Raw genomic sequence first — 21,953 nt, forward strand, 5'->3', positions numbered from 1 at the left:
CCCCAGGCGACCGCCGACGGACCTCCCGCGTCGCAGCACGCACGTGGGGGACCCTCGCGCTGCTGCGGCGAGTCGAGCGGCAACGCGCCGAGCCACGCGCGCCTGCGGCCATCGGAGCCGCGTCCATTCACGCAGAGAGGAATGGCGTGGTCGAGAAGCCCTATCGATGTCCGCGGTCCTCGGGTGTAACTTCCTGGAATGCGCTGCAAAACTCGCCAGACTCTTGCGCTCATCCTGCTCGGGCTCGCCCCGCAGAGCGCGCTCGCGGAGACGTTCGAGGTCGGTCCCGGCAAGCCGTATGCGACGATCCAGGACACCCTCGAGCTGCTGAAGCCCGGCGACGTCGTAGAGGTCCAGGGCGATGCCACGTACCCCGGGGACCTCTGGTTCGTGGAGGAGCACAGCGGCACCAGCGACGCTCCCGTGACCGTGCGCGGGATCCGGGTCAACGGCAAGCGACCGATCATCGCGGGCGTCGGGAGCGAACAGTGGCACGACATGATCGTGCTGTTCCAGGTGAGCAACTTCGTGTTCGAGGGCTTCGAGATCGTCGGCGACGGCGACCCGGCGCACACCGGCCTCGTGCACAAGGGCGACAACGTGACGCTGCGCGACCTCGTGGTGCACGGCGTCGGCAGCCACGGGCTCCTCGGCACCGACTTCGACTCGGGGTCGCTCCTGCTCGAGCGGAGCGAGTTCTACGACAACGGCTTCGAGCTCTACGACCACCAGATCTACGTGGCCACCGACGAGACGGTGTACCCCGGCTCGGTGTTTCGCATGCAGTATTGCTACGTGCACGACGGCGCCGGCGGCAACAACGTCAAATCGCGGGCGGAGCGCAACGAGATCTACCACAACTGGATCGAGGGGGCGGTCTATCATGAGCTCGATCTCATCGGCCCGGACGGTCAGGACGAGGACCTCGCGCGCGAGGACTCGGACGTGGTGGGCAACGTGTTCATCAAGCACTCGGAGTGGCGGATCGCCCGGATCGGCGGTGACGGCACCGGCAACACGAAGGGCCGCTATCGCTTCGTCAACAACACGATGGTGCTCGGCGAGCAGTCGGACGTGGCGATCGGGATGCAATACACGGTCGAGAGCCTCGAGCTGCACAACAACGTGGTCGTGCGCCTGGGCGCGAGCGGGGGCGAGCTGTACAATCATTACGACGCGGAGGGCCCCGAGCCGTTGATCTTCGGCAGCAACAACTGGCTGCAGGAGGGGCTCGGGGCCGTGCCCGCGACGCTCACGGGGACGATCGTGGGGACAGATCCGGGGTTCGTCGACGCGGCGGCGTGGGACTTCCGCCCGCGCGACGACTCGCCGCTCCTGGAAGCGGGCGCGACCGACACGGTCCTCGACGTGGCACCATTCATCAACCCGCTGGCGCTGCCGACCCACGTGCCTCCCAGCCGCGCGCTCGGCACGGAGGGCCCGCGCCCGCAGGACGCGACGCCGGACATCGGCGCGTACGAGCTCGGCTCGGGGGAAGAGCCGGGCGAGTCGACGTCGGACACGGGCGAGGCGCCGACGTCGGGCGAGGCGCCGACGTCGGAGTCGGGCGAGGCGCCCACGACGGATACGGGCGAGGCGCCGACGTCGGGCCCGGGCGAGGAGCCGACCGACACGGGCGCGGAGCCGGGGCCGGTCACCACGGACGGCGGGACCGACGGGACGGGTGGCAGCGCCGGGAGCGACGGCGCGACCGCGGGTGGTGGTGAGGGCAATGGCGGCGAGGGCGGCTGCAACTGCGACGTGGACCGTTCGCCCGGGCAGACGACTCCCGGCCTGCTGCTGCTGCTGGGCCTCGGCGCGCTGGCGCGGCGACGGCGGCGGTGATGGCATTTGCCGGCGCGCCCGGCTGTCGCCGGACGCGGCCCGCGGCGTCGCCGATGGACGCGATGAGCCCGTCATTCCCGATTCATGCGCCGAGGAGCGCGCCGGGGCTCGTCACGGGGAGCTCGATCGTGAACACCGATCCCTGACCGGGCGTGCTGACGACGGCGATCCGTCCGCCGAGCATCTCGCACAGGCGACGCGTGATGGTCAGCCCGAGCCCGGTGCCGCCGGCCCGGCGCGCGGCCGAGCTGTCCGCCTGGTGGAACGCCTCGAACACGCGCTGCGTCTCCTCGGCCGTCATGCCGATGCCGGTGTCTTCGACGGCGAACACCATGCGCTCGTCGTCGCGGCGCACCCGCAGGGTCACGGCGCCGGCCTGGGTGAACTTGGCGGCGTTGCTCAGCAGGTTGAGCAGCACCTGACGCACGCGCACGGGGTCGCTGTGCATGTCTCCGAGGGCGTCGGCGACCTCGACGGTGAAGGTGTTGCCGGCGCGCTGCATCAGCGGACGCACGGCGTCGGCGACCTCGTGCATCAGCGGGGCGACCGCGAAGCTCTGGACGGTGATCTCGAGCTTGTCGGCCTCGATCTTCGAGAGGTCGAGGATGTCGCTGATCAGCCCGAGCAGGTGCGACCCGGCGCGGCGGATCCGGGCGGTGTCGACCAGCAGCTCGGCGTCGCCCCGCTCCTCGGCGACCTCGGACAACAGCTCGCTGTAGCCGATGATCGCGTTGAGCGGGGTGCGCAGCTCGTGGCTCATGTTGGCGAGGAAGGTGCTCTTCGCCCGGCTGGCCGACTCGGCGGCCTCGCGCGCCTCCTGCAGGCGCGCGACCATGCGGGCGTGCTCGATCGAGGTGGCGATCTGCGAGCTCAGGAGGTTCAGGGTCTCGATGCGCGCCGGGGTGAAGGCGCCGGCGGTCACGCGGTTCTCGAGGTAGAGCGCGCCCAGCCGCTGGCCGCGGAGCGCGAGCGGCAGGCACAGCAGCGAGCGCGGGCGCAGCTCGGCGATCACCGGGTCGGTCGCGAGCGCGGCGGCGGTGGCGGGGTCGTCGAGGGTGACGATCTGGGCTGTCCGGAAGGCCAGGCGGATCGGGACCGCGGGCACGTGCGGGCAGGCCTCGAGCGGCTGGAGGGCGAGCTGGGTGCGGGCGCCGTCGTCGGCCGCGAACTCGCCGACGACCGCGAGGCCCTGCGGCTCCTGCAGCACGAGCACGCCGCGGCTCGCCCCGGCGGTGAGGACGACGATCCGCATCACGGTGTGGATCAGGTCCTCGAAGCGGAGCTCGGCGGCGAACGCCTGCGAGGCGCGCAGGACGCTGCGGAGGTCGAGCTCGGCCTGGGCCGATCGAGCGACGAAGGCCGCCGTCGGCTCGAACGCGGCGACGTGCGGCAGGTCGCGCCGGAGCTGCGCGGCCTTGGGATGGGCGCCCCAGCGGGCGTAGCGCTCGCTGGCGTCGCGCAGGAGCATCTGGCCGATCTGGACCCGGCCGCGCGCGGTGAAGTAACGGCCGGCGAGCTCGGCCGCGAGCGCGGCGTGCCACGAGAAGCCGTTGTCGACGGCGAGCCGGAGCGCCTGGTCGTAGGCCAGGCCGGCGCGCTCGTCGTCGCCGCGCAGCCGCGCGCGCTCGGCCTCGACGAGCCTCGCCCGGTGCTCGTAGGTCTCGGGGGCGAACTCGGACCACTCGACGAGCTGGTCGTAGAAGGGATCGATCCACGCGCGCAGGGCCTCGTCGACGCTCACGGAGCGCCCGGCGGCGGCGGCGGCGGCGAGCGCTCCGAACAGCGGCAGCTCGGTGGTGAAGTAGAAGCCGTAGCCGGCCTGGATCACCGGGCCGACCTCGCGCAGCAGCGCGAGCGCCTCGTCGGCGCGGCCGAGCAAGACGCCGAGCTGCAGCTTGGCGACGTAGTACCAGCGCAGCGCGAAGGTCAGGCTGTCGCGGCGCAGGCGCTCGCGGAACGACTCCTCGTCGAAGCCGGCGTCCGACAGCGCGTGCGGGGCGACGGTGTCGCCCACGAGCGCGGCGACGAACTGGCGCGCGACGGTCAGCACGGCCCGCGACGAGGCCACGCGGGTCCGCTCCATCAACGCGAGCGCCTCGTCGGTGGCCGCCGCGACCTCGGGCAGCGGGCGCCCGAGGCTCAGCATGGCGATGATTTGGTGGCTGCACGCGAACGACAGGTAGTTGTAGTCGCCCGACTCGAGGCCGTCGCGACGCGCGCGCTGGAGGTCGCCGACCACCTCGGTGAGCGTGCGCGAGAAGTGCGTGTACGAGGCGAACACGAAGCCGAGCCGGCAGCGCAGCTCGGCGCTGCCGCGGCGCTCGTTGAGCTCGAGCGCGAACCGGCCGAACGCCTCCGCCTCGACGTAGCTGCGGCGGACGGTGGCGAGGAAGAAGCCGAAGATCACGTAGGTGAACGCCGAGAGGTCGGTGTGCCCGTGATCCATCGTGAGCCGGACCTGCTTGGTGATCAGCAGGGCGTACAGGTCCGGCATCGTCATGTTGGCCGGCGTGAGCAGCTCTTGCAGGATCTCGAGCGCCGCGCGGAGGTTCGGGTCGGCGAGCGGCGGGGCGTCCATCAGCGCGAGGAAGGGCCGGCTCGCCAGCTCGTCCTGGATCGCCGCCAGCTCGGCGGCGACGGCCGCCTTGCGCGCGTCCTGGCCCTCGGGCAGGTCGATCCCGAGGAGCTGCAGGCCTTCGCGGCCGGCCTCGATCGCGGCGTGGATCCGTCCGGTCGTGACGTGGACGGTCACCCGCAGCGCCTGCACGTGGGCCCGCTCGCGCGGCGACAGCTCGCGGGCGGCGAGCGCGTCCAGGCAGGCGTCGGCGCGGTCGAAGGCGCCGCGCAGGTACTCGCAGTTGGCGCGCTCGAAGTGCAGGTCGAAGCAGAGCGGGTCGCCGGCGATCCAGGTCGTCGCGTCGTGGGACGGGTCGCCGGGGGGCCGCAGCAGCGCGAGGCCGCCGAGGGCGTGGGCCAGCGCGGCGTCGTAGCTGGCGCTGGCGCGGGCCCGGCGAGCGGCTCGCAAGTGGAGCTCGACGGCGCGGCGGCGCAGCGCGGGGTCGTGGAGCTCCGGCTCGGCGCGGCGGAGGTGGGCGACGAGGTCGAACAGCGCCTCGGGGGCGTCGCCGGCCGCGTCGAGCCGGGCGAGCATGACGCGGGCGATGGCGAGGTGGAGCGCGGGGCGGAGCTCGTCGTCGACCAGCGCGTCGGCGGTCTGGCGCACGCGGTCGTGGAAGAACCGCATGGCCGACGGGCCGGCGCTGGCGACGAGGTCGAGGGCGATGGCGGGTCCGAGGCGCCGGATGGCCTCGAGCCCGTCGCAGCCGAGGACCTGGGCGAGGAGCTCGAGGTCGAAGCGGGCGCCGATGCAGGCCGCGATCTTGACGGCGTGGAGGGTGGACGGCGGCAGCTTGCGCAGGGTGGCGCCGAACAGGTCGGCGATGGTCTCGGGGACGCTGGCGGCGTCGACGCCGGCGAGGGCCCAGGTCCACGCGCCGACGTCGGGATCGAAGCGCAGGCGGGCCTCGCGGTGGATGAAGCGCAGGTACTCGCGGACGAACAGGGGGTTGCCGCCGGTCCGGCGCAGCAGCTCCTCGGCGAGCGGGCGGAGCGAGCCGCCGCCGCCGAGCGCGTCGCGCACGAGCTGCTCGATGTCCTCGACGTCGAGCGCCCCGAGCCCGATCTCCACCGGCGCCGGCGCGGCGTCCCGCAGCGCGGCGAGGTGGGCCTGCAGCCGGGGCGAGGCCGCGACCTCGTTGTCGCGGAAGGCCTCGATCACGAGCAGGTGCCGCACCTCGACGCTCGCCGCCAGCGCCTCGCACAGGCGCAGGCTGGCGGCGTCGGCCCACTGCAGGTCGTCGAGGAACAGCACGAGCGGCCGCTCGGCGGCTGTGAAGCAGGCGATGAAGCGCTGCAGCGTCCACTGCAGCCGCTGCAGGCGCTCGCCGGCGGACAGCGGCGCCGGCGGCGGCTGCGGGCCGACGATCGCCTGGACCTCGGGCAGCAGCTCGGCGATCACCGGCAGGCCGGTGCCGACGCCGCCGCGCAGCCGCTCGCGCCACTCGGCGACCTCGGACTCCCTGCCCGAAAGGACATGTCGCAAGAGACCGCCGAGCGCCTGGGTCAGGGCCGAGAACGGCTCGCGGCTGCGCTGGGGTTCGAACTTGCCGGCGGCGAACCGGGCGCGGTCGGCGACCTCGGCGGCGAGGTCGTGGACGAGCGCCGTCTTGCCGCCGCCCGAGGGGGCCGCGAGCAGGCAGACCGTGCCGTCGCCGTCGGCCGCGCGCGCGAACGCCTGGCGCAGCCGCCGCCGCGCCTCCTCGCGCCCGTACAGGCCGCCCGGGAGGCGCAGGTGGGCCGCGGCGCCGTCGCGGCGGGGGACGAACGGCACGTCGGCCGGGTGGGTGGCGACGGCCCGCAGGTCGAGCAGGAGCGCCGCGGCGCCGGCGTAGCGGTCCTCCGGGTTCTTGGCCAGGAGCGTGTGCACGACGGCCGCGAGCGCCGGCGACACGTGCGGCGCGCGGCGGGCGAGGGGCTCGGGGATCCGGGTCAGGTGGGCGTGCAGGAGCTCGAGCGGGTCGTCGCCGCGGAACAGCGGGGCCCCGCTCAGGAGGGCGTAGAGCACGGCGCCGAGGGCGTAGAGATCGGCGCGGGCGTCGGGGCTCTTGCGCGTGCGCCCGCTCTGCTCGGGGGCGATGAAGTCGATCGGCCCCGACAACACGTCGGCCGCCGCGGGTCCGGGCAGCCCGCGCACGCCGGCGCGCGCGAGGTCGGTGAGCTTGACGGTCCCGCCGGCGTCGACCCACAGAGCCTCGGGGCACAGGCTCGCGTGAATCGCTCCGGCCGCGTGCATGTCGGCGAGCGTCTCCGTCGCCGCGATGGCGAGCTCGAGGGTCGCCGCCTCGTCGCGCCAGCGCGGATCGCCGACCCGGACCGGGTCGCCCGCGAACGACTCGTAGACCAGCGCGAGCCGCGATCCGTGGCGCTCGACGCCTCGCGTCCTCAGGATGCCGGGCGCGGCGAGGGCGTGCGTCACGGCGTGCTCTCGCTCCAGCTCGGCGAGGAGGCCCGCGCCGGCGTCATCGCCGACCGACATCTTCAACAGCAGGACCTCGCCGTCCTCGCGAGCGGCCCGCACGATCTGCCACTGCCCGCGCGAGACGAGCGGCTCGACGACGCGAAATCCGGACAGACCGGGGCGCTCCTCGGATCGACGTTCCGGCACGGGGGGGCCCTGATTGTGCCATAGAAGCACTGGCGGCACCGCGCGCCGGCAGGCACGAATCACCGCCGACTGGACTACAAGCTCGCATAACTCGGGTAGGGAAACCACACTGCCCACAACGAGGCCGGCGGGACCCCCGCAGGGGCCCCGGGCGCACGCGTCGCGGGTGGTCGCGCCCCCGCAGGAGAGGGCCTCCTGGCGAAGGCGCGGGCGCATGAATGTCGACACCTACCGAAGGAACCGTGCCTTCATGCTATCAATATACCGGTCGGCAACGCGCTCTCGCGGAAGGCGAGGCGCGGGGAGGGTTCCACGTCGCCGAGGCGGAACCGGCGGCGATGTCGACGTTGTTCGTTGCGATCGCCGATGGCGACCCCCGATCGACGATGTACCATCCTGCGGGCGCCCATGACGGCGGAGTACACCGAAGATCCGCGCGGCGGTTACTTCAACTGCTGGACCGGCCGCTACCCGACCTCCAGCGTGCGGATGCTCGATCTGTACATGGCGTGGCGCGACGGCGAGAAGTTCCCGCCGTTGGCCGCGTTCGCGAACCTGACCGCCCTGTCGGTGCCGGCGGAGCTGCTCACGCGCTCGCTGGTCGCCGAGGTGGCGCGCACGAACATCACGGCGCTAGAGATCACCATGCACGAGGGCCCGGGGCCGCCCGCCGGGGTGTTCGAGCTGCCGCGCCTCGAGGCGCTCGACCTGTCCGGCTGCGAGCTGGAGGCGCTCCCCGACCGCTTCGCGGCGCTACCGCGGCTCACGCAGCTCGACCTGGCCCACAACGCGCTGGTCGAGTTGCCGCCGAGCCTGTGCGCGTCGCCGTCGCTCACGCGCCTCGACCTCGGGTTCAACCAGATCTCGCACACCCCGGCCTTCGCGCCCGACAGCCGGCTCGCGCAGCTCGACCTCACCGCCAATCCCCTGCAGGTCCTCGACGTCGCCCGCCTGCCCCGCGGGCTGACGGTGTTGAAGGCCCAGGCGGCGCTGGAGGAGGTGTCCGACGCGCTCGCCGAGCTCGTGCATCTCCGCGAGCTCGCGCTCGGCAGCGAGCTGCGGTCGCTGCCGGACCTGCGGGGACTCGCAGGGCTGTCGACGCTCCAGCTCGCGGGTCGGCTGGGCGAGCCGCTGTTCGACCGCCTGCCGGCGTCGCTCGCGGAGCTCCACGGGCACGGCTCGCACTGCATGGCGCTCGTCCGGGTTCCGCCGGCGATCGGGCGATTTTCGCGGCTACGGGTGCTCGAGCTGCCGTTCGAGCCCATCACCGAGCTCGCGGCCGAGCTGCGCGAGGTCCCGCTCGAGCGGCTCGTGCTGTCGAGCACCCGCCTGGCCGACACGCCGACCTACGCGCATCTGCCCGGCTCGCTGCAGGTCCTCGAGCTCGCCGACGTCGGCATGACGCGCTGCCCGCCGCGAATCGCCGAGCTGGTCGAGCTGCGAGAGCTCGTGCTCAGCGCCAACCGGCTGAGCGGGATCCCCGAGGCCGTGCGCTCGCTGCCGCGACTGACGAAGCTCCGGGCCGGCGACATGCGCGGGTGAGCGCGAGCGGAGTCCTGTACATGGTTGAAAAGACATGTCGATGCGGGCATGGTCACGAGGGCATGTCCGAGCGGACATGTCACATGAGGCGACCGTGCCAGATCGAGCGGTCGCCGACCTGGTACTGCCCGCACACCGCGAACTCGAGGGCGCCGGCGGGGGCGAGCTGATAGGTCGGGGATTCGACGTAGAGGGCGGACGGGGCGGCGAAGCCGGGGCCGGGGCTCGTCACGTCGACGACCTCCGCGGCGGCCCAGTCGACCGGCCCGCCGCGCTGCTCCGGCGCGCGCAGCAGCTGGACGCCCTGGCCGCCGATGCTGCCGCGGACCAGCCAGAGGCGATCCCCGGCCGGCCGGACGAAGCGGGCCCGGTAGGTGTCGGGGAACACGTGCAGCGGGGCGGTGTGCCCGGCCCAGCTCGCGCCGCCGGGGCGGTGGTAGTAGGCGACGACGCCGTCGAAGGCGGCGAGCACGTGGGTGTCGCCGGCGCCGTCGTGGAACAGGTCGGCGCCGCTCCGGATCTGCGCGGCCGGATCGGGTGGCTCGAGGGACAGGAACGTCGGGACTTGACCCATGGTGACGTCGGCGACCACGGCGGCGTAGGTGCCGTCGGGGTACGCGCCGGTGAAGGCCTGGCCGACGAGCTGGAGCTGGCCGCCCGGGCTGGCCATGGCGTGGACGTAGCCGAGGTCGTTGGCGCCGCCGAGGTCGACCTCGACCGGGCCGTTCCAGCCGCCGCCGTAGTTGTAGGTGTAGACCCAGCGGCCAGGGCCGCCGCCCTCGCCGACGACGGTAAACCACACGACCCGCGCGCCGGGGCCGAGGACGGCGGCGCCGACGTAATTCGAGGCGGGCGGGGTGGTGTAGACCTGGCCCCCGACGAGCACGGCGTTGCAGGCGCGCACCGCCGGATCGGCGGTGTCGAGGGAACACTCCTCGAGGAAGTGCTGCTGGATGTTGACGCCGTAGGTGAGGATCGTCGAGCCGACCAGCACGCTGGCGGCGTTCTGCTGGATGCCGTCGGTGTGCGGCTGCTCGGCGACGAGGCTCCACGCGGGCTCGCCCGCCCCGCGGCGAAAGTAGCGGATCGTGCGGTTGTGATGGACGTCCTCGCCGGCGTCGACGCAAAACCACAGGCTGTCGTCGGACGCGCGCATGAGCCCGCGCAGGTGCGGGCCCCAGCCGCCGTGCATCTCGACGTAGGCGCGGTTGTCGTCGGTGATGAGCGCCAGCGCGACGGCCGGCGGCGGGTCGGGCTCGGTGGTGCTCGCCAGGGTGGTGCCGGTCGTGGTGGGGTCGTCGCCGGTGGTCGCGGTGGGCAATGGGTCGCCGGCGGTCGCTGTGGTGAATGGTCCGCTGGTGCCGAGAGTGGTCGCGGTTTCGCTGGTGGCGATCGTGGTGGCCGGTTCGAGGGTGGTGGTGACGGAGGTCGTGGTCGCGGGGTCGTCGGTGGTGCCGATCGGCGCGGCGGGACAGCCGGCGAGCAGCAGCGCCGCGGCGAGTCGGACGCGGGCGCGTGGGGTGGGCGCGTCGGGGACGCCAGCCTCGGCGTTCGACATGGCGACATGGTGACGTGCGGCCGCGCGGCCGCTCAAGGCGAGATCGGGCGCGAGGGCGCGCCGGGACGCGCTCTCCGGGGGGGGCGAGCGCGTCCCGGCGCGGCCGCTCAGAAGCCGCAGCAGCGCGCGGTCTTGTCGAAGATGCCGTCGCCCGCAGCGCAGACGCCCTCGGCCGCGCACTCGCCGACCTGAACGCCGCCCTCGAGGCAGGTGCAGGTCTGCCCGGCGCAGATCATCTGCTGCACCGGCGCATCGGCGCACTCGAGCTGCACCTCGCACTCGTCGCCGCCCTCGAACACGCTCTGCGAGCACTCGTCGCCGGCACACGCGTCGGTCACGGCGGCCTCCTGCTCGCTGCACGCGCCGCTCTCGTCCTCGACGGACGCCAGCAGCTCGTCGCAGCTCAGCGCGGTGAAGCAGCCGAGGACGTCGAGGTTGGCCTGCTTGCATGCGCCGGTGAGGCCAAACTGATTGACGCTGCAGCCCTCGATGCAGCCGGCGAGGTCGGGCTGGAGGCCGCACTCGTCCCAGCGCTGGCAATAGGCCTGGCAGGCTGCGACGGCGTCGGGATCGGGGAGGCCGGTGGTGGTGTCGCCGTCCGTGGTCGCGTCGCCGGTGGCCGCGTCGCCGGTGGTCGCGCCGTCGCTGGTGGTCGTCGGCGGGTCGGTGCTGGCGTCGGTGGTGCTATCGATGGTGGTCGTCGGCGATTCGTCTGTGGTCGAGGCGGTGTCGTCCGTCGTCGACGCGTCGGCGGTCGCGCCCGTGGTGTCGTCCGGGCCGTCGCCGCCGCCGTCGCCGCAGGCGCCGGTGAAGAGGAGCAGGGCAAGCGTGGATACGAAGATTCGTGATGACATGATAATCCTACGCGGTGCTGCGATTCGCGGGGCCGATCCGGCCGCGTCGCCGCGCCACGTCGGAGTAGCTGCGAGAGGCGAGGTCGAGGATCACGGCGGCGACGATGCGAGACCGTCGGGTCCGCACACGGAGCGCGGCGGGGTCGATGAAACCAAGCGGGCGGGGCGTCCCGCGCGCGCGAGCGGCCGAGAATTTCACGCGCTCGAACGCCGACACCTACCTCGGCGTACCGCGGGACCGCAATCGTTGGTGCGCGGCACCCGCGGCGGGTTACCGCGCCGGATGAGGTGTCGCTCCCGCTCGGGGCGCTGGCGGATCCGCGTGATGATGCCGGCGCGCCGGCGCTGGTGATGACGGAGGCGCAGGCCGACGTGCTGCCGTCTCCGCGGCGGCCGACGGAGCGGGAGGACGCGCCCGATGCGATCGCGCTCCGAATGCGATTCACCGGAGCGCGTGAGCTACGTTGGCGGCCCGGGCGCGGAGGCGACTCGCTGCTCGCCGGACGTTCAACGTGAGCGAGTCGCGCTGCGCGTGCGCGGGGCGCCGAGCCGGAGGCCCCGACCAGACATGCTCGAAAGAGCATGTCTATCTAGACATGGATGAAAGGACATGTTGTGTTCAACATGTCTTTGGGAGCTAGCGAGGTCCGCTGGCAGTTAAAAGGATCGGCCGGAATTGATCCGGCGCGATCTGCGCGAAAAGCCGACGACATGTACGAAAGTGCAGGTTGGAGCGAAATCGCGCACATGTTCTGAACGGCCGCCAGGGGCCTAAAATTCTCGCTTGACGGGTTACTACACCTGTAGTACTACGGTTGTCGTTCATGGGTGAGGAAGTCCAGCTCAGCGATCTGCAGCTCGGCCTGCTGCGGATCTTGTGGGACCGCGGCGAGGCGACGGCGCTCGAGGTGCACTCGGCTCTGGTCGAACGCGACCGGGGGCTCGCGCCGACGACGGTGTCGACGATGCTGTCGCGCCTGGAGAAGAAGGGGGCCATCACGCACCGCACGGAGGGCCGGCAGTTCATCTACCGGGCGCTCGTCGGCGAGGTGGACGTGAGGCGCTCGATGCTGAGTCGGGTCACCGATTACTTCTTCGGCGGGGACGTGTCGGCGCTGGTCAGCCACCTCGTCGAAGGCCGGGGCGTCGATCCGGACGACGCCCTGCGCCTGCAACAACTATTGGCCGAACGATCCGGCGGAGCTGAGGAACACGACGATGCTTGATCTTGCGATCGATCCTGCCGGCCTCGCCGGTCTCGCCGCGCCGGCCGCTCACACGACGGTGAGCTGGCTCGGCACCTACTTCGTCCACTCGACGGTGCTCATCGGCGGCGTGTGGATGTTCAGCCGCTTTTTGCCGCTCGACGCGCTGACCCGCAGCTTGCTGTGGAAGATGTCGCTGGTCGGCGGGCTGTTCACCGCGACGCTGCAGACCGGGCTCGGGGTCGAGCCGATGTTCGGCCGCGTCACCGTGGCCGCGAGCTCGCCGGCCGCGGTCGCGCCGAGGACGGCCCCGCCGCCGCCGGTGATCGAGGAGGAGCCGGCGCCGCTGCTGGTGCCGTTCACGCGCGCGTGCGTCGGCTGCGAGTCGCACGTGGTGGTCGTCAGCGACGACGACGTCACGGCGGTGTTCGCCTCGCCGCCGCTGTTCGTCGACGCGCCGGGCTGGGCGGTCGCGCCGACGCCCGCGCTGGCGCCGACGACCGCGCCGACGCTGGAGCCCGCGCCGATGCAGATCGCGACCGCGGGTCCGATGGGGGGCGTGAGCGCGGCGGTGTGGGCGTTCGCGGGGCTGTTCGTGTTCGGGGCCGCGGCCTCGCTCGGCCGCCTCGGGGTGTCGTTCTCCCGCCTGCGCGGCAGGCTCCGCGGGCGTCGCCTGCTCGGCTCGGGCCCGCTGCGCGAGCGGCTGACGCGGCTTCTGGCCCACGCGCGCCTGCCCGGCCACAGCGTGGCGCTGAGCATGTCGGAGGACATCGGCTCGCCGATCGCCCTCGCGGGGCGCGAGATCGTGGTGCCGGAGCACGCGCGCGAGCTGGCGCCGCGCCAGCAGGACGCGATGCTGGCCCACGAGCTGGCCCACGTGCTGCGCCGCGACCCGGCGTGGCAGATGCTGGCGGCGTTCGTCGAGTCGCTGCTGTTCTTCCAGCCGCTCAATCGCGTGGCCCGTCGCGGCATGCAGGAGGCGGCGGAGGAGCTGTGCGACGACTGGGCGGTCCGCCACACCGGCTCGGAGCTGCACCTGGCGCGCTGCCTGTCCGAGGTCGCGGCCTGGCCTGGCCATCGGGACATGTCGGCGTTCGCCAGCCCGATGGCGGGCCACGCCTCGCAGCTGGTCCGCCGGGTCCAGCGCCTGCTCGACGTGCACCTGCGCGACCGCGGGCTGTGGGCCCGCCGCTGGCGAGTGGCGCTCGGCGCGGCGCTGCTGGCGATGGTGACCTTCGGCGCGCCGGGGCTGTCGATCGCGGCCGAGGCCCACGGGGCTCCGGAGTGGCCGACGACGCCCGACAACGGGCCGCAGCCGACGCCGTCGTTCGTCCACGTGCCGGAGGCGCCGATGGTGGTCGTGAGGACGGCGCACAACCACGCGGTCCACGGACACGACATCATCGTCGTCGAGCACCCCCAGGAGCTGACCCGCAAACCCCCGGCCGCCGAGCTTCCGAACGGACGTGTTCTCCCTCGCGGTCGTGTTGTACGAGCTGCTGACCGCTCGTCACCCGTTCGCGCCTGGTGAGCGGCGAGAGCCACGGCCGATCTGCGAGGCGTTGCCAGGCTTCGAGTACGAGGAGCTCGAGGCGGCGCTGCGGCAGGCGATGCACTTCGAGCCCGAGAAGCGGACCCCGACGATGGCCGAGTTCGGCGAAGCGCTCGATCTGGCCCGAGATCGTGTTCTGGCCCTTAGAACGGCCGATGGGGCGCCGCGTGTGAGTCGCGTCGGCGCTGGCGAAGCCGTGGCGACGACCTCGTCGAAACTCGCTGCTGCGATGAGTGGTGTGTCGATGAGCTCGGACGACAGTGCTCATGCACGCCTGCCCGTCGAGCAACCGTGGGAGGGCGGCCGGTCGCGGGTGCCCGGCTCGATGGCCTTCCATGCGTTCGCGCTGGTGTTCATCGCCGGCGTCGGCACCGGCGTGCTCGGCTTGCTCGTCGGGCAGCGGCTCGGCGCGATACCTACGACCGTCGTGGTCGTGCGGGACACGCCTCCTCGGGAGGCACCGCCCGCGGTCGCGCCGCAAGCGGCGCCGCCGGTCGTCGCCGAGACGCGAGACACGCCCGCGAGAGAGCCGACCTCGTTGGCGGCGGTGCCCGAGCGCGCCGCGGTCGAGCCCGCGTCTCTTGCCGTGCCCGCTCCGGCCGTCCTGGCGGCGACCGATGCACCGCGTCCGCGCGCAAGTGCGTCTCGGCCGCCTCCGTCCCCGACGTTCTCGAGCGTCATGGCGAACCAGAAGAAGAAGCTCCTCGCCTGTGCAAAGAAGACCGGCGTCACGGAGGAATCGGTCACGGTACAGGTCCGCTACAAGGGCAACGGCGTGGATGGGGTGCGAGTGCTCAAGATGAGCAAGGAGCACCCGTTCTCGATCTGTGTCGACGATGTGGTCCGAGACGCCAACCCTCCACGGGGCGCGAGCCCGATCGAGGATTTCACGTTCTCCGCGAGGTAGTGCCGATGCTGAAAATGTACCTCTGCTCCCTCTTGCTCGCCGATCCTGTCGACGCGGCCGCGAGCGACGCGGATCAAACCGCGGCCTTCGCTACCGCCGGCGAGGCGCACCTGCGGCGGGCCATGGAAGCCAAGGACCACCCGCTCGACGAGTTTGAAGGTGCCCACAAGAACTTCGAGTCGGCCTACCTCCTGGCCGACGACGCGCAGTACCTCTGTCGTGCGCTCGCGTCCGCGGACTTGGCGCTGCACTCCGCCGCCTTCCATGACGAGCAGGAGCGGCTGTCCTGGGAGGAGCGCCGGCGAGAGGACCTGAACCGGCTGCGCGACGACGCGAAGGAGAAGCAGCAGGCGAACTGCCGCTTCGATGCCGAAGGCAAGCCGCCCCCGCCTCGCGTCGCGGTCCTCAGCGAGGCTGACGCGCCCGAGCCAAGTCCGTCGACAGTCCCGATCTCCACCGGGGCGAGCTCGACGTCGGAGCCAGCGAGCCCAGGCGCTTCGCCGTATTCGGCGTCAGGCGCGGCCACCGGACCCGTGAGCGAACTGTCGAGGCCGAGCGCGATGACGACGCGGAGGGTCCGGGCCAAGACCGTGTCCGGGTCGGTCTTGACTGCGGCCGGCATCGGGCTGCTCGGAGGTGCTGCGATCGTGGTCGGACTCGAGGTGCAGCGCGCCAGGGAGATGCAGGGTCTCGTCGGTGACGCGTTGGCGGAGCAGCGCAAGTTCACGCCCGCCGAGGACCACCGCTTCCACGAGCTCAAGGCCGAGCTGCTCCACGGACGCGATGTGGCCATCGGCGTGGGCGTCGCCGGACTGGTGAGTGTGGGCGCAGGGGTCGCGTTGCTGGCGACGCGCAAGAAGACGAGGCGCGCCGGCGCGTATGCCGTCCACCCGTACGGTGGCCCGCAGGGCGTCGGTGCGGTGGTGCGGCTGAGGTTCTAGGCGAAGGAGAGGACGATGCGGTTGCGGATGCTCATGTCGATCTTGGCCGTCCCGCTGAGTGGCTGCTTTCAGGAGCTCTTCGCGGCTGGGGCGGAACTCGCACCGGACACCGATCCGAGCTCGAGCTCGGGCTTCACCTCCACGGGCGACACGACGCCCACGACGTCGGGGGGATCCGGCGTCCAAACCGTCACCGGGCTGTCGAGTGAGACGACGACCTGGGAGCCGGGAACCTCGGGTCCCGAAGCAAATCCTCCGCCCGAGATCCTCTCCTTCAGTGCCAGCGGGGGCGATGTCGTCGAGGAAGCGGGCGCCGTGCACCTCGAGCTGGCGGCGAGCGACGATGCCGTCCAGGTACGGCTGAGCCTGAACGGAGAGCCGCTGGCCGAGCTGGCACCTTCGGACTTCCCGTACGAGTACGAGGTGCTGTCCGCAAAGTTCAACTTTGAGCACACCTTCGAGGCGGTGGCCATCGACGGCGAGGGCCTCGAGAGCGCGCCCGCGTCCGTGACGTTGCAAGTGAACCTGAAGCCCTCGGGCGCGGAGAAATGCACGTTCGACAGGCAGGACGACGAGGCGGCGGCCTCGAGCGCGATCACGGGCCTGGTGTACACCAAGGATGCGATCGTCGCCGTGGGCACGCGCGACGCCGGCGAGGGCACCCGGCTCGCGGTGTGGAAACTGCACCGTGACACCTGCGAGCTGCTGCCGGGCTGGCCGCGGTCCGTGACCGAGTGGACGAACCTCGACGTGGCCAAGAGCGGGCTGTCCACAGGGACATCTTTGGCGATCGACGAGGACGACAACGTGTACGTTGCCGGGACGGTGCTGGATGGCCTCGAGCCAAGGCGGTACCTGGCGAAGATGACCTCGCCGATGTGGGAACAACTCGGGGCCGTGGGTGAGCAAATCACCGGCGTCGCGGTGGCGCCGAAGCCGCAGGCCGCCGTGTTCGCGGTCGGATGGCGGCAGTCGGGCGTGAACGCCACGCCGACCGACGCGGCGATCTGGATGTACAAGCTTGACGGGCTAGCGTTTCCGCCGGATTACATCGCGGCGCCGTTCTCCGCCCAGGAGCAACTAGACGAATTTAACAAGCTGAGCGAGAGGCTTCGTGCCGTCGTGTTCGAGCCGACGACGGGACACGCCGTCGCGGTCGGCGAGCGCGAGTTCAGGGGCGACGACAAAGTCATCTATAGCCGGGCGTTCCTCGTGCGCATGCATCCGCTGATGGGGCGGGTCGGTACGCCCTGGACCTCCCCAGGGGAATACTTCGCCCACGATTCAGCTCTCGGACTCGGAATCTGCGGGACGCAAGTCGTCGCCGGAGGCTGGCGGCGCGACGCTCCGCAGGATTCGATGCCTGCGCCGATGTGGCGCTGGTTCTCGGCTGGCGGCGCGCCCGAGGAGATTCGCGCCGTCCCGCTCTCTTCCGCAGAGTTTCGTGGAGTCGCCTGCGACCGCGAGCTGAAGGTTGTCGGCGCGGGGGTCCTCAACCTTGGCTCGGGCGATGCTCGCGTGGTCGCGGCGCCGGGTGTCGAAGGCAAGCTCATCACGTACGGTACCGGGACTCCGGGCGCTGACGAGATGGCGACAGCTTCCTGCGACCGGCGGGGCTTCTGCGCCGCCGGCGGCTTCTATACCGAGGATGGGAGTCGGCACGCCCTGGTGCGGGTGTACCACCCATGAGTGCGTCTACTGGGGGATCACGAAATTTTCGCAGAGCTCGACGATGTGTCCGACGGTTTGCTCGAAGAACGGCGCGAACGGCTTGCAGATCGAGCCGATGAAGCCGTGCTCGATGCCGTTGACGAGTTGGCGGAGGCGCGTGGGGTTAAATGCAATGCACTCGTCCGGGATACAGACCCCCTCGCAGTTCGGATCGTCGACGTCGGTCGTCAACGCGAGCACCGCGAATGCATCATCGTTACCGTGCTTGGCTGCGCGTAGGGCCTCGATCCAGCTCTCGACGGTCCCTTCCGAGAAGGCGTCGTCGGTGTCCTGTATCAGGACCACGACGAGGAGCGCGTCGTCGCGGAGGAAGCCCTTATTGCACTTGTTGGGGCCGTCGACCCACTCCTTCCCGAGCGCGCGCACCATGCCCTCGGCGACAACGCCGCCCGCCGAAATGCCGACCTGGGCGATGCACCCGAACATCTCCGCCATGTTCGGCTCGCCGCTGATGATGAAGCGGTTTCCCCCGTAGAGGTTGCAGCGGCGATTGGACGCGCCTTCCCCAACCGGGAAGGTGACGCTCGCCCCGATCTTGCCCTTGTCGCAGAACTCGGGCTGCACGCCGCAGAACGGGAGCCCGTCCTGGGGATTGCACATGGCGTCGTTGCAGTCGGCGCAGTCATCGAATGCCCAAAGCGAGTGACTGGCCGCCGACATGATGTGGACGTCGAACGCGGGGAGCTCCGCTTCAATTGTGTCGATGAAGGCCGGGAAGCTGGCGATGAGCTGCTCTTGGTTGTTCTTCATCGTGCCGTCTGCGCTGACCACGACGAGGAAGTCGATCTTCCCCGCGCAGCCGATCGGCGGTCCGCTGCCGCCGTCCGGCACGGGCATGTCGAGCTTCGGCCCGGTCGTGTCCTCCACACTCGTCGAGGTGGTCGAGCCACTCGAGGTCGAACTCGACCCGCTCTCGCCGCTCCCCGTGCTCGATGAGCCCGTGCTCCCGGAACTGGTCGAGCTCGGCGTCACCGTCGTCACGCTTGGACCACTTGAGAAGCCGGTCATGCTCGCTGTGTCCCCGCAGCCGAGCGGCGCGGCGAGCATGGCAGTCGCAAGGGTTACTCGCCGGAGCGCGGCGGCGGGAGAGAGAGGCCGGTGCCGTGGCCGCATGGTTCTCAGCGTAGCGCAGGTGGGGGCGGGCATCTAGTCCCGTCCTTGCGTCCTTGGCACGGCGTTCTGCGCGGGCACCTGCGGGCCGTCGACCCCCGTTCGGAAGTCGGTGCGAACGGAGCGCCAGCACGATGCCGTCCAGGTATGCCAGCATACAAACTGATTTTCAAACTTAAATACAGTTGGTAGACAGTTACCTTCCATTTAGTATGATGAAGCAATTTGATTGTCCGGGTGCCGCAGTCGCGGTAGACCTTCGGCCCGGAATGTTCGCCATGTGTCGTTTCATCGTCGGATTGATGTTCATCATCGTTGCTTGTGCCAGGAACGCCGTCGAGCGCGACGGCTTTGTCCTCGAGCGGGACAAGACAGAAGAATTGTTGAACACGCTTCTTCGCCGCGCGACGTTCGATTTCAACTGCCCGGCCGATCGGCTTCACCTCCGGGTCCTGGCGGTCCACGACGACGCGGGACCCGACATGCCGAAGCAGGTGGGCGTCACCGGCTGCGACAAGCAGGCGACGTACTCGATGGAGTTCATCCCGGTCCGCCTGGGGCCGGGGCTCTGGGCGCCGAGCACGACGGTCGAAGGCGCGTGGAAGCTCGACGGCGCCGGGATCGCGGTGACAACGCCGAGTGGTTGATGGTTGCTGGCCCCGCGTCCACTCGCAACTTCGTCCGCGCGCGGCCGGGGAGCTGGTCACGGCCGGCGGTTGTGCGACCATCGCCGTGTGAAGCACTTCATCAACGAGCGGGCGGACATCGTCCGCGAGGCGATCGACACGGCGGTGATGCTCGGCGAAGGCAAGCTCGCCAGGCTCGACGGCTTCCCCGCGATCAAGGTCGTCGTCCGCGCCGACTGGGACCGCAGCCGGGTCGCCGTGATCTCTGGCGGCGGGGCGGGACACGAGCCGGCACACGTCGGCTTCGTCGGCGACGGCATGCTGACCGCCGCGGTCAGCGGCGAGATCTTCGCCTCGCCGAGCGTCGACGCGGTGCTTGCGGCGATCCTCGCGGTCACCGGCGCGCCGGGCTGCCTGCTCGTCGTCAAGAACTACACCGGCGACCGCCTCAACTTCGGACTCGCGGCCGAGAAGGCGCGCGCGCTCGGCCTCGACGTCGAGATGGTCGTCGTGGGCGACGACATCGCGATCCCCGAGGCACCGCGTCCGCGCGGCGTCGCAGGCACGCTGTTCGTGCACAAGGTCGCCGGCCACCTCGCTCGCGAAGGGGCGCCGCTTTCGGAGGTGAAGCGTGCGGCGGAGCGCGTCGCCGGGGCGGTGTGCTCGCTCGGCGTGTCGTTCTCGTCGTGCACGATCCCCGGACAGCCGGCGGAGCTGCGGCTCGGCCCGGACGAGGTCGAGCTCGGCCTCGGGATCCACGGCGAGCCCGGCGCGGAGAAGATCCGCTACGCGCCGGTGCGTGAGCTCGCCGAGATCCTCGTGTCGCGCCTCCACGAGCGGATCGGCGACGCGGGCTCGCCCGTGGCGCTGCTGATCAACGACCTCGGCGGCGTGCCGCCGATCGAGATCGCGGTCGCCACGGGGTCGCTGCTCGCGGCGATGCGGCGCGAGGTCGGTCTGGTCTTCGGCCCGGCGCGGCTGATGACGTCGCTCGACATGAAGGGCCTGTCCTTGTCCGCGCTCGCGCTCGACCCCGAGCTCGAGCTCGCGCTGCTGTCGCCCGTCGGCCCGGCCGCGTGGGTGCCCGGGCGTCGCATCGCCCGCGTCGCGCCGGTCCCGTTGCCCGCGCGCCTGCAGCCCGAGCTGCCGGAGCCGTCGGTCCACGTGGCGCGCCGGCGGGTGGTCGAGGTCGTATGCCAGGAGCTGGTCGCCCGCGAATCCGAGCTCAACGCGCTCGACGCGAAGGTCGGCGACGGCGACACCGGCACGACGTTCGCGACGGCGGCGCGCGCCGTGCTCGCCGAGCTCGATCGCCTCCCGTTCGCCGACGCGGGCGCGCTGTGTGCGGCGATCGCCGGGGGCCTGTCGAGCGTGATGGGCGGCTCGAGCGGGATCTTGCTGTCGATCGGGGTGTCGACGATGGGCGTCGCGGCGAAGTCGTCGCAGGACTGGCCGGCGGCGCTGCGCGCGGGCGTCCGGCGGATCCAGCAGGTCGGCGGCGCCGCGGCGGGCGATCGCACGATGCTCGACGCGCTGCTGCCGGCGATCTCGGCGCTCGAGGCCGGCGAGGGGCTCGCAGCGGCCGCCGCGGCGGCGCAGAGAGGGGCGGAGGCGACGCGGGCGATGACGCGGACGCACGCCGGTCGCGCGAGCTACGTGCCCGAGAGCGCGTTGCGCGGGGTCGCCGATCCTGGGGCGGTCGCCGTCGCGGCAATCTTCGGCGCGCTCGCGGCGGCGTCGCCCGCGTGACGCGGCCTGTGCGTCGCTTCGGCCGCTCCACCCGCCCGCCCGGCCTCGCACCCGCCTTGCGAGGCGAGTGCATGGACTCGCTCACGAGCGGTTGGGCATGGGGCGCCCATCCTCCTGAGGCATTATGGTCACTCGACCCCCTCTCGACAAAGGACGGCCTCCTCGAAGCCCCAGCGATCTTGTTCTTCTCCGGCGAGTAGGCGCTCGCGAAGCGGTCCGTAGTCCACCTGCGCGGGAACGTTGACTGCAACGAGCCGGCCCGACGCCTCGGTGTCGCACCCGAGTCCCTTGAGCATGCGCTGGACATCGTCGACGCACTCCGCATTCCGCACGATGATGCGGAGCACGCTGTTGCCGGACTCGTGCAGTAATTTGTCGAACAACAGCTCGCCATCCTCTTCGTTCACCGAGACGATGTCGCCACGAGCCACGTCGTAGGTGTAGTAGGGGATGCTCGCGATCTCGTAGGTTCCATCCACCCGAGGGTTCGCCCACAGGATCTCGCGTTGAAAGTCGGGATAGCCGTCCTCGTCGGGCACCAGCCGAAAGACGACAGGGCGTTGGTCCGTCCCGGTAGGCCCGGCGCCATGACGCATGGTTAGATGTCGATCTGGGCTGGAGTCCAAGTCACAAGACGGATCCTCGGCAAAGCGGCGAGCCTGTCGCGCGTTGGTGTGCGCCCCGCCGGGGTCCGCACGCCAGCATCCAGTCTCCCAATCCCAGACGCCATCGGCGACGCCCCTCTCCAGGAGATCGGCAACCTGCTCAAGGTCAGCACCACGCGGAGCGTCCACCGCGTAGAGTCGTTTCTTGGCCTGTTCCCACGTGCATCCGAGCGCCTGCAAGGGCTTCCAGTATCGCTCAAACATCGTCGGCTCGATGTTCTCACGGAGCAGGATCCGGAAGGTGGATGAACCGCTTGGCTCGAGGACCTCGACGAACTCCAGCACCCCGTCCACAACGGGACGAGCACGTACGACGTCCTCGAAGCTGACCCCGTACATGAACCACGGGGAGTTGCGCAACTTGTACCGGCCGCTGCCCAAGTCCTCGGCCCAGAGGCTCTCCGAGGACTGGTCGTCCGGGTAGAACAGCACTTTGACCATGTG

General features: G+C 71.3%; 15 protein-coding genes. 10 read left to right on the plus strand and 5 right to left on the minus strand.

The window, feature by feature from the left end:
- Positions 1–198 precede the first annotated feature (198 nt).
- A complete protein-coding gene (locus tag NAEX_RS37915) occupies positions 199–1,845 on the plus strand; it encodes an MYXO-CTERM sorting domain-containing protein (RefSeq protein ID WP_096332344.1) in 1,647 nt (548 codons plus the stop codon).
- An 82-nt stretch (positions 1,846–1,927) separates the two neighbouring features.
- Here the strand turns inward: NAEX_RS37915 and NAEX_RS37920 are convergent, their stop codons facing one another.
- On the minus strand, positions 1,928–7,069 hold the full coding sequence (locus tag NAEX_RS37920; protein ID WP_170136346.1) for an AAA family ATPase: 5,142 nt from the start codon (positions 7,067–7,069) through the stop codon (positions 1,928–1,930).
- 408 nt (positions 7,070–7,477) lie between these two features.
- Here NAEX_RS37920 and NAEX_RS37925 point away from each other — a divergent pair, with 408 nt between their 5' ends.
- A complete protein-coding gene (locus NAEX_RS37925; protein ID WP_170136347.1) occupies positions 7,478–8,611 on the plus strand; it encodes a leucine-rich repeat domain-containing protein in 1,134 nt (377 codons plus the stop codon).
- Between the two features lie 79 nt (positions 8,612–8,690).
- Here the strand turns inward: NAEX_RS37925 and NAEX_RS37930 are convergent, their stop codons facing one another.
- On the minus strand, positions 8,691–10,169 hold the full coding sequence (locus NAEX_RS37930; protein WP_096332347.1) for a hypothetical protein: 1,479 nt from the start codon (positions 10,167–10,169) through the stop codon (positions 8,691–8,693).
- 107 nt (positions 10,170–10,276) lie between these two features.
- On the minus strand, positions 10,277–11,023 hold the full coding sequence (locus NAEX_RS37935; protein ID WP_096332348.1) for a hypothetical protein: 747 nt from the start codon (positions 11,021–11,023) through the stop codon (positions 10,277–10,279).
- A gap of 824 nt (positions 11,024–11,847) precedes the next feature.
- Between NAEX_RS37935 and NAEX_RS37945 the strand changes: the two genes are divergently transcribed.
- The 5 genes from NAEX_RS37945 to NAEX_RS37965 are packed head-to-tail and all read left to right on the plus strand — an operon-like array spanning position 11,848 to position 17,317.
- Entirely contained in the window at positions 11,848–12,249 is a 402-nt protein-coding gene (locus tag NAEX_RS37945; protein ID WP_096333863.1) for a BlaI/MecI/CopY family transcriptional regulator, read from the plus strand.
- Positions 12,242–13,759 carry a M56 family metallopeptidase gene (locus NAEX_RS37950; protein ID WP_096332350.1) on the plus strand — a complete coding sequence of 506 codons (1,518 nt, stop codon included), beginning with the start codon at positions 12,242–12,244 and terminating at the stop codon, positions 13,757–13,759. The genes NAEX_RS37945 and NAEX_RS37950 overlap by 8 nt, the downstream gene beginning before the upstream one ends.
- Complete coding sequence (locus NAEX_RS37955; RefSeq protein WP_143825706.1) at positions 13,713–14,687, plus strand: serine/threonine-protein kinase; 975 nt, start codon at positions 13,713–13,715, stop codon at positions 14,685–14,687. Before NAEX_RS37950 ends, NAEX_RS37955 begins: the two co-directional genes overlap by 47 nt.
- Positions 14,688–14,692: 5 nt before the next feature.
- On the plus strand, positions 14,693–15,628 hold the full coding sequence (locus tag NAEX_RS37960; RefSeq protein ID WP_143141435.1) for a hypothetical protein: 936 nt from the start codon (positions 14,693–14,695) through the stop codon (positions 15,626–15,628).
- Between the two features lie 15 nt (positions 15,629–15,643).
- Positions 15,644–17,317, plus strand: a complete 1,674-nt coding sequence (locus NAEX_RS37965) for a hypothetical protein (RefSeq protein ID WP_096332353.1) — start codon at positions 15,644–15,646, stop codon at positions 17,315–17,317.
- 6 nt (positions 17,318–17,323) lie between these two features.
- Here NAEX_RS37965 and NAEX_RS37970 read toward each other — a convergent pair whose 3' ends face one another.
- A complete protein-coding gene (locus NAEX_RS37970; protein WP_096332354.1) occupies positions 17,324–18,226 on the minus strand; it encodes a hypothetical protein in 903 nt (300 codons plus the stop codon).
- On the opposite strand from NAEX_RS37970, the gene NAEX_RS37975 reads away from it, so the two are divergent.
- From NAEX_RS37975 to NAEX_RS37985, 3 genes are all read left to right on the plus strand, one after another.
- Positions 18,216–18,509 carry a hypothetical protein gene (locus NAEX_RS37975; protein ID WP_143141434.1) on the plus strand — a complete coding sequence of 98 codons (294 nt, stop codon included), beginning with the start codon at positions 18,216–18,218 and terminating at the stop codon, positions 18,507–18,509. The genes NAEX_RS37970 and NAEX_RS37975 overlap by 11 nt on opposite strands.
- A gap of 172 nt (positions 18,510–18,681) precedes the next feature.
- Complete coding sequence (locus NAEX_RS37980; RefSeq protein ID WP_143141433.1) at positions 18,682–19,116, plus strand: hypothetical protein; 435 nt, start codon at positions 18,682–18,684, stop codon at positions 19,114–19,116.
- 87 nt (positions 19,117–19,203) lie between these two features.
- Positions 19,204–20,844 (plus strand): dihydroxyacetone kinase subunit DhaK, encoded by a 1,641-nt coding sequence (locus tag NAEX_RS37985; RefSeq protein WP_096332357.1) that lies wholly within the window; start codon positions 19,204–19,206, stop codon positions 20,842–20,844.
- 128 nt (positions 20,845–20,972) lie between these two features.
- On the opposite strand, the gene NAEX_RS37990 is transcribed toward NAEX_RS37985, so the two are convergent.
- Positions 20,973–21,950, minus strand: a complete 978-nt coding sequence (locus NAEX_RS37990) for a DUF4265 domain-containing protein (RefSeq protein ID WP_170136348.1) — start codon at positions 21,948–21,950, stop codon at positions 20,973–20,975.
- Between the last annotated feature and the right edge of the window lie 3 nt (positions 21,951–21,953).

This window comes from Nannocystis exedens (assembly GCF_002343915.1).
Classification (GTDB): Bacteria; Myxococcota_A; Polyangia; order Nannocystales; family Nannocystaceae; genus Nannocystis; species Nannocystis exedens.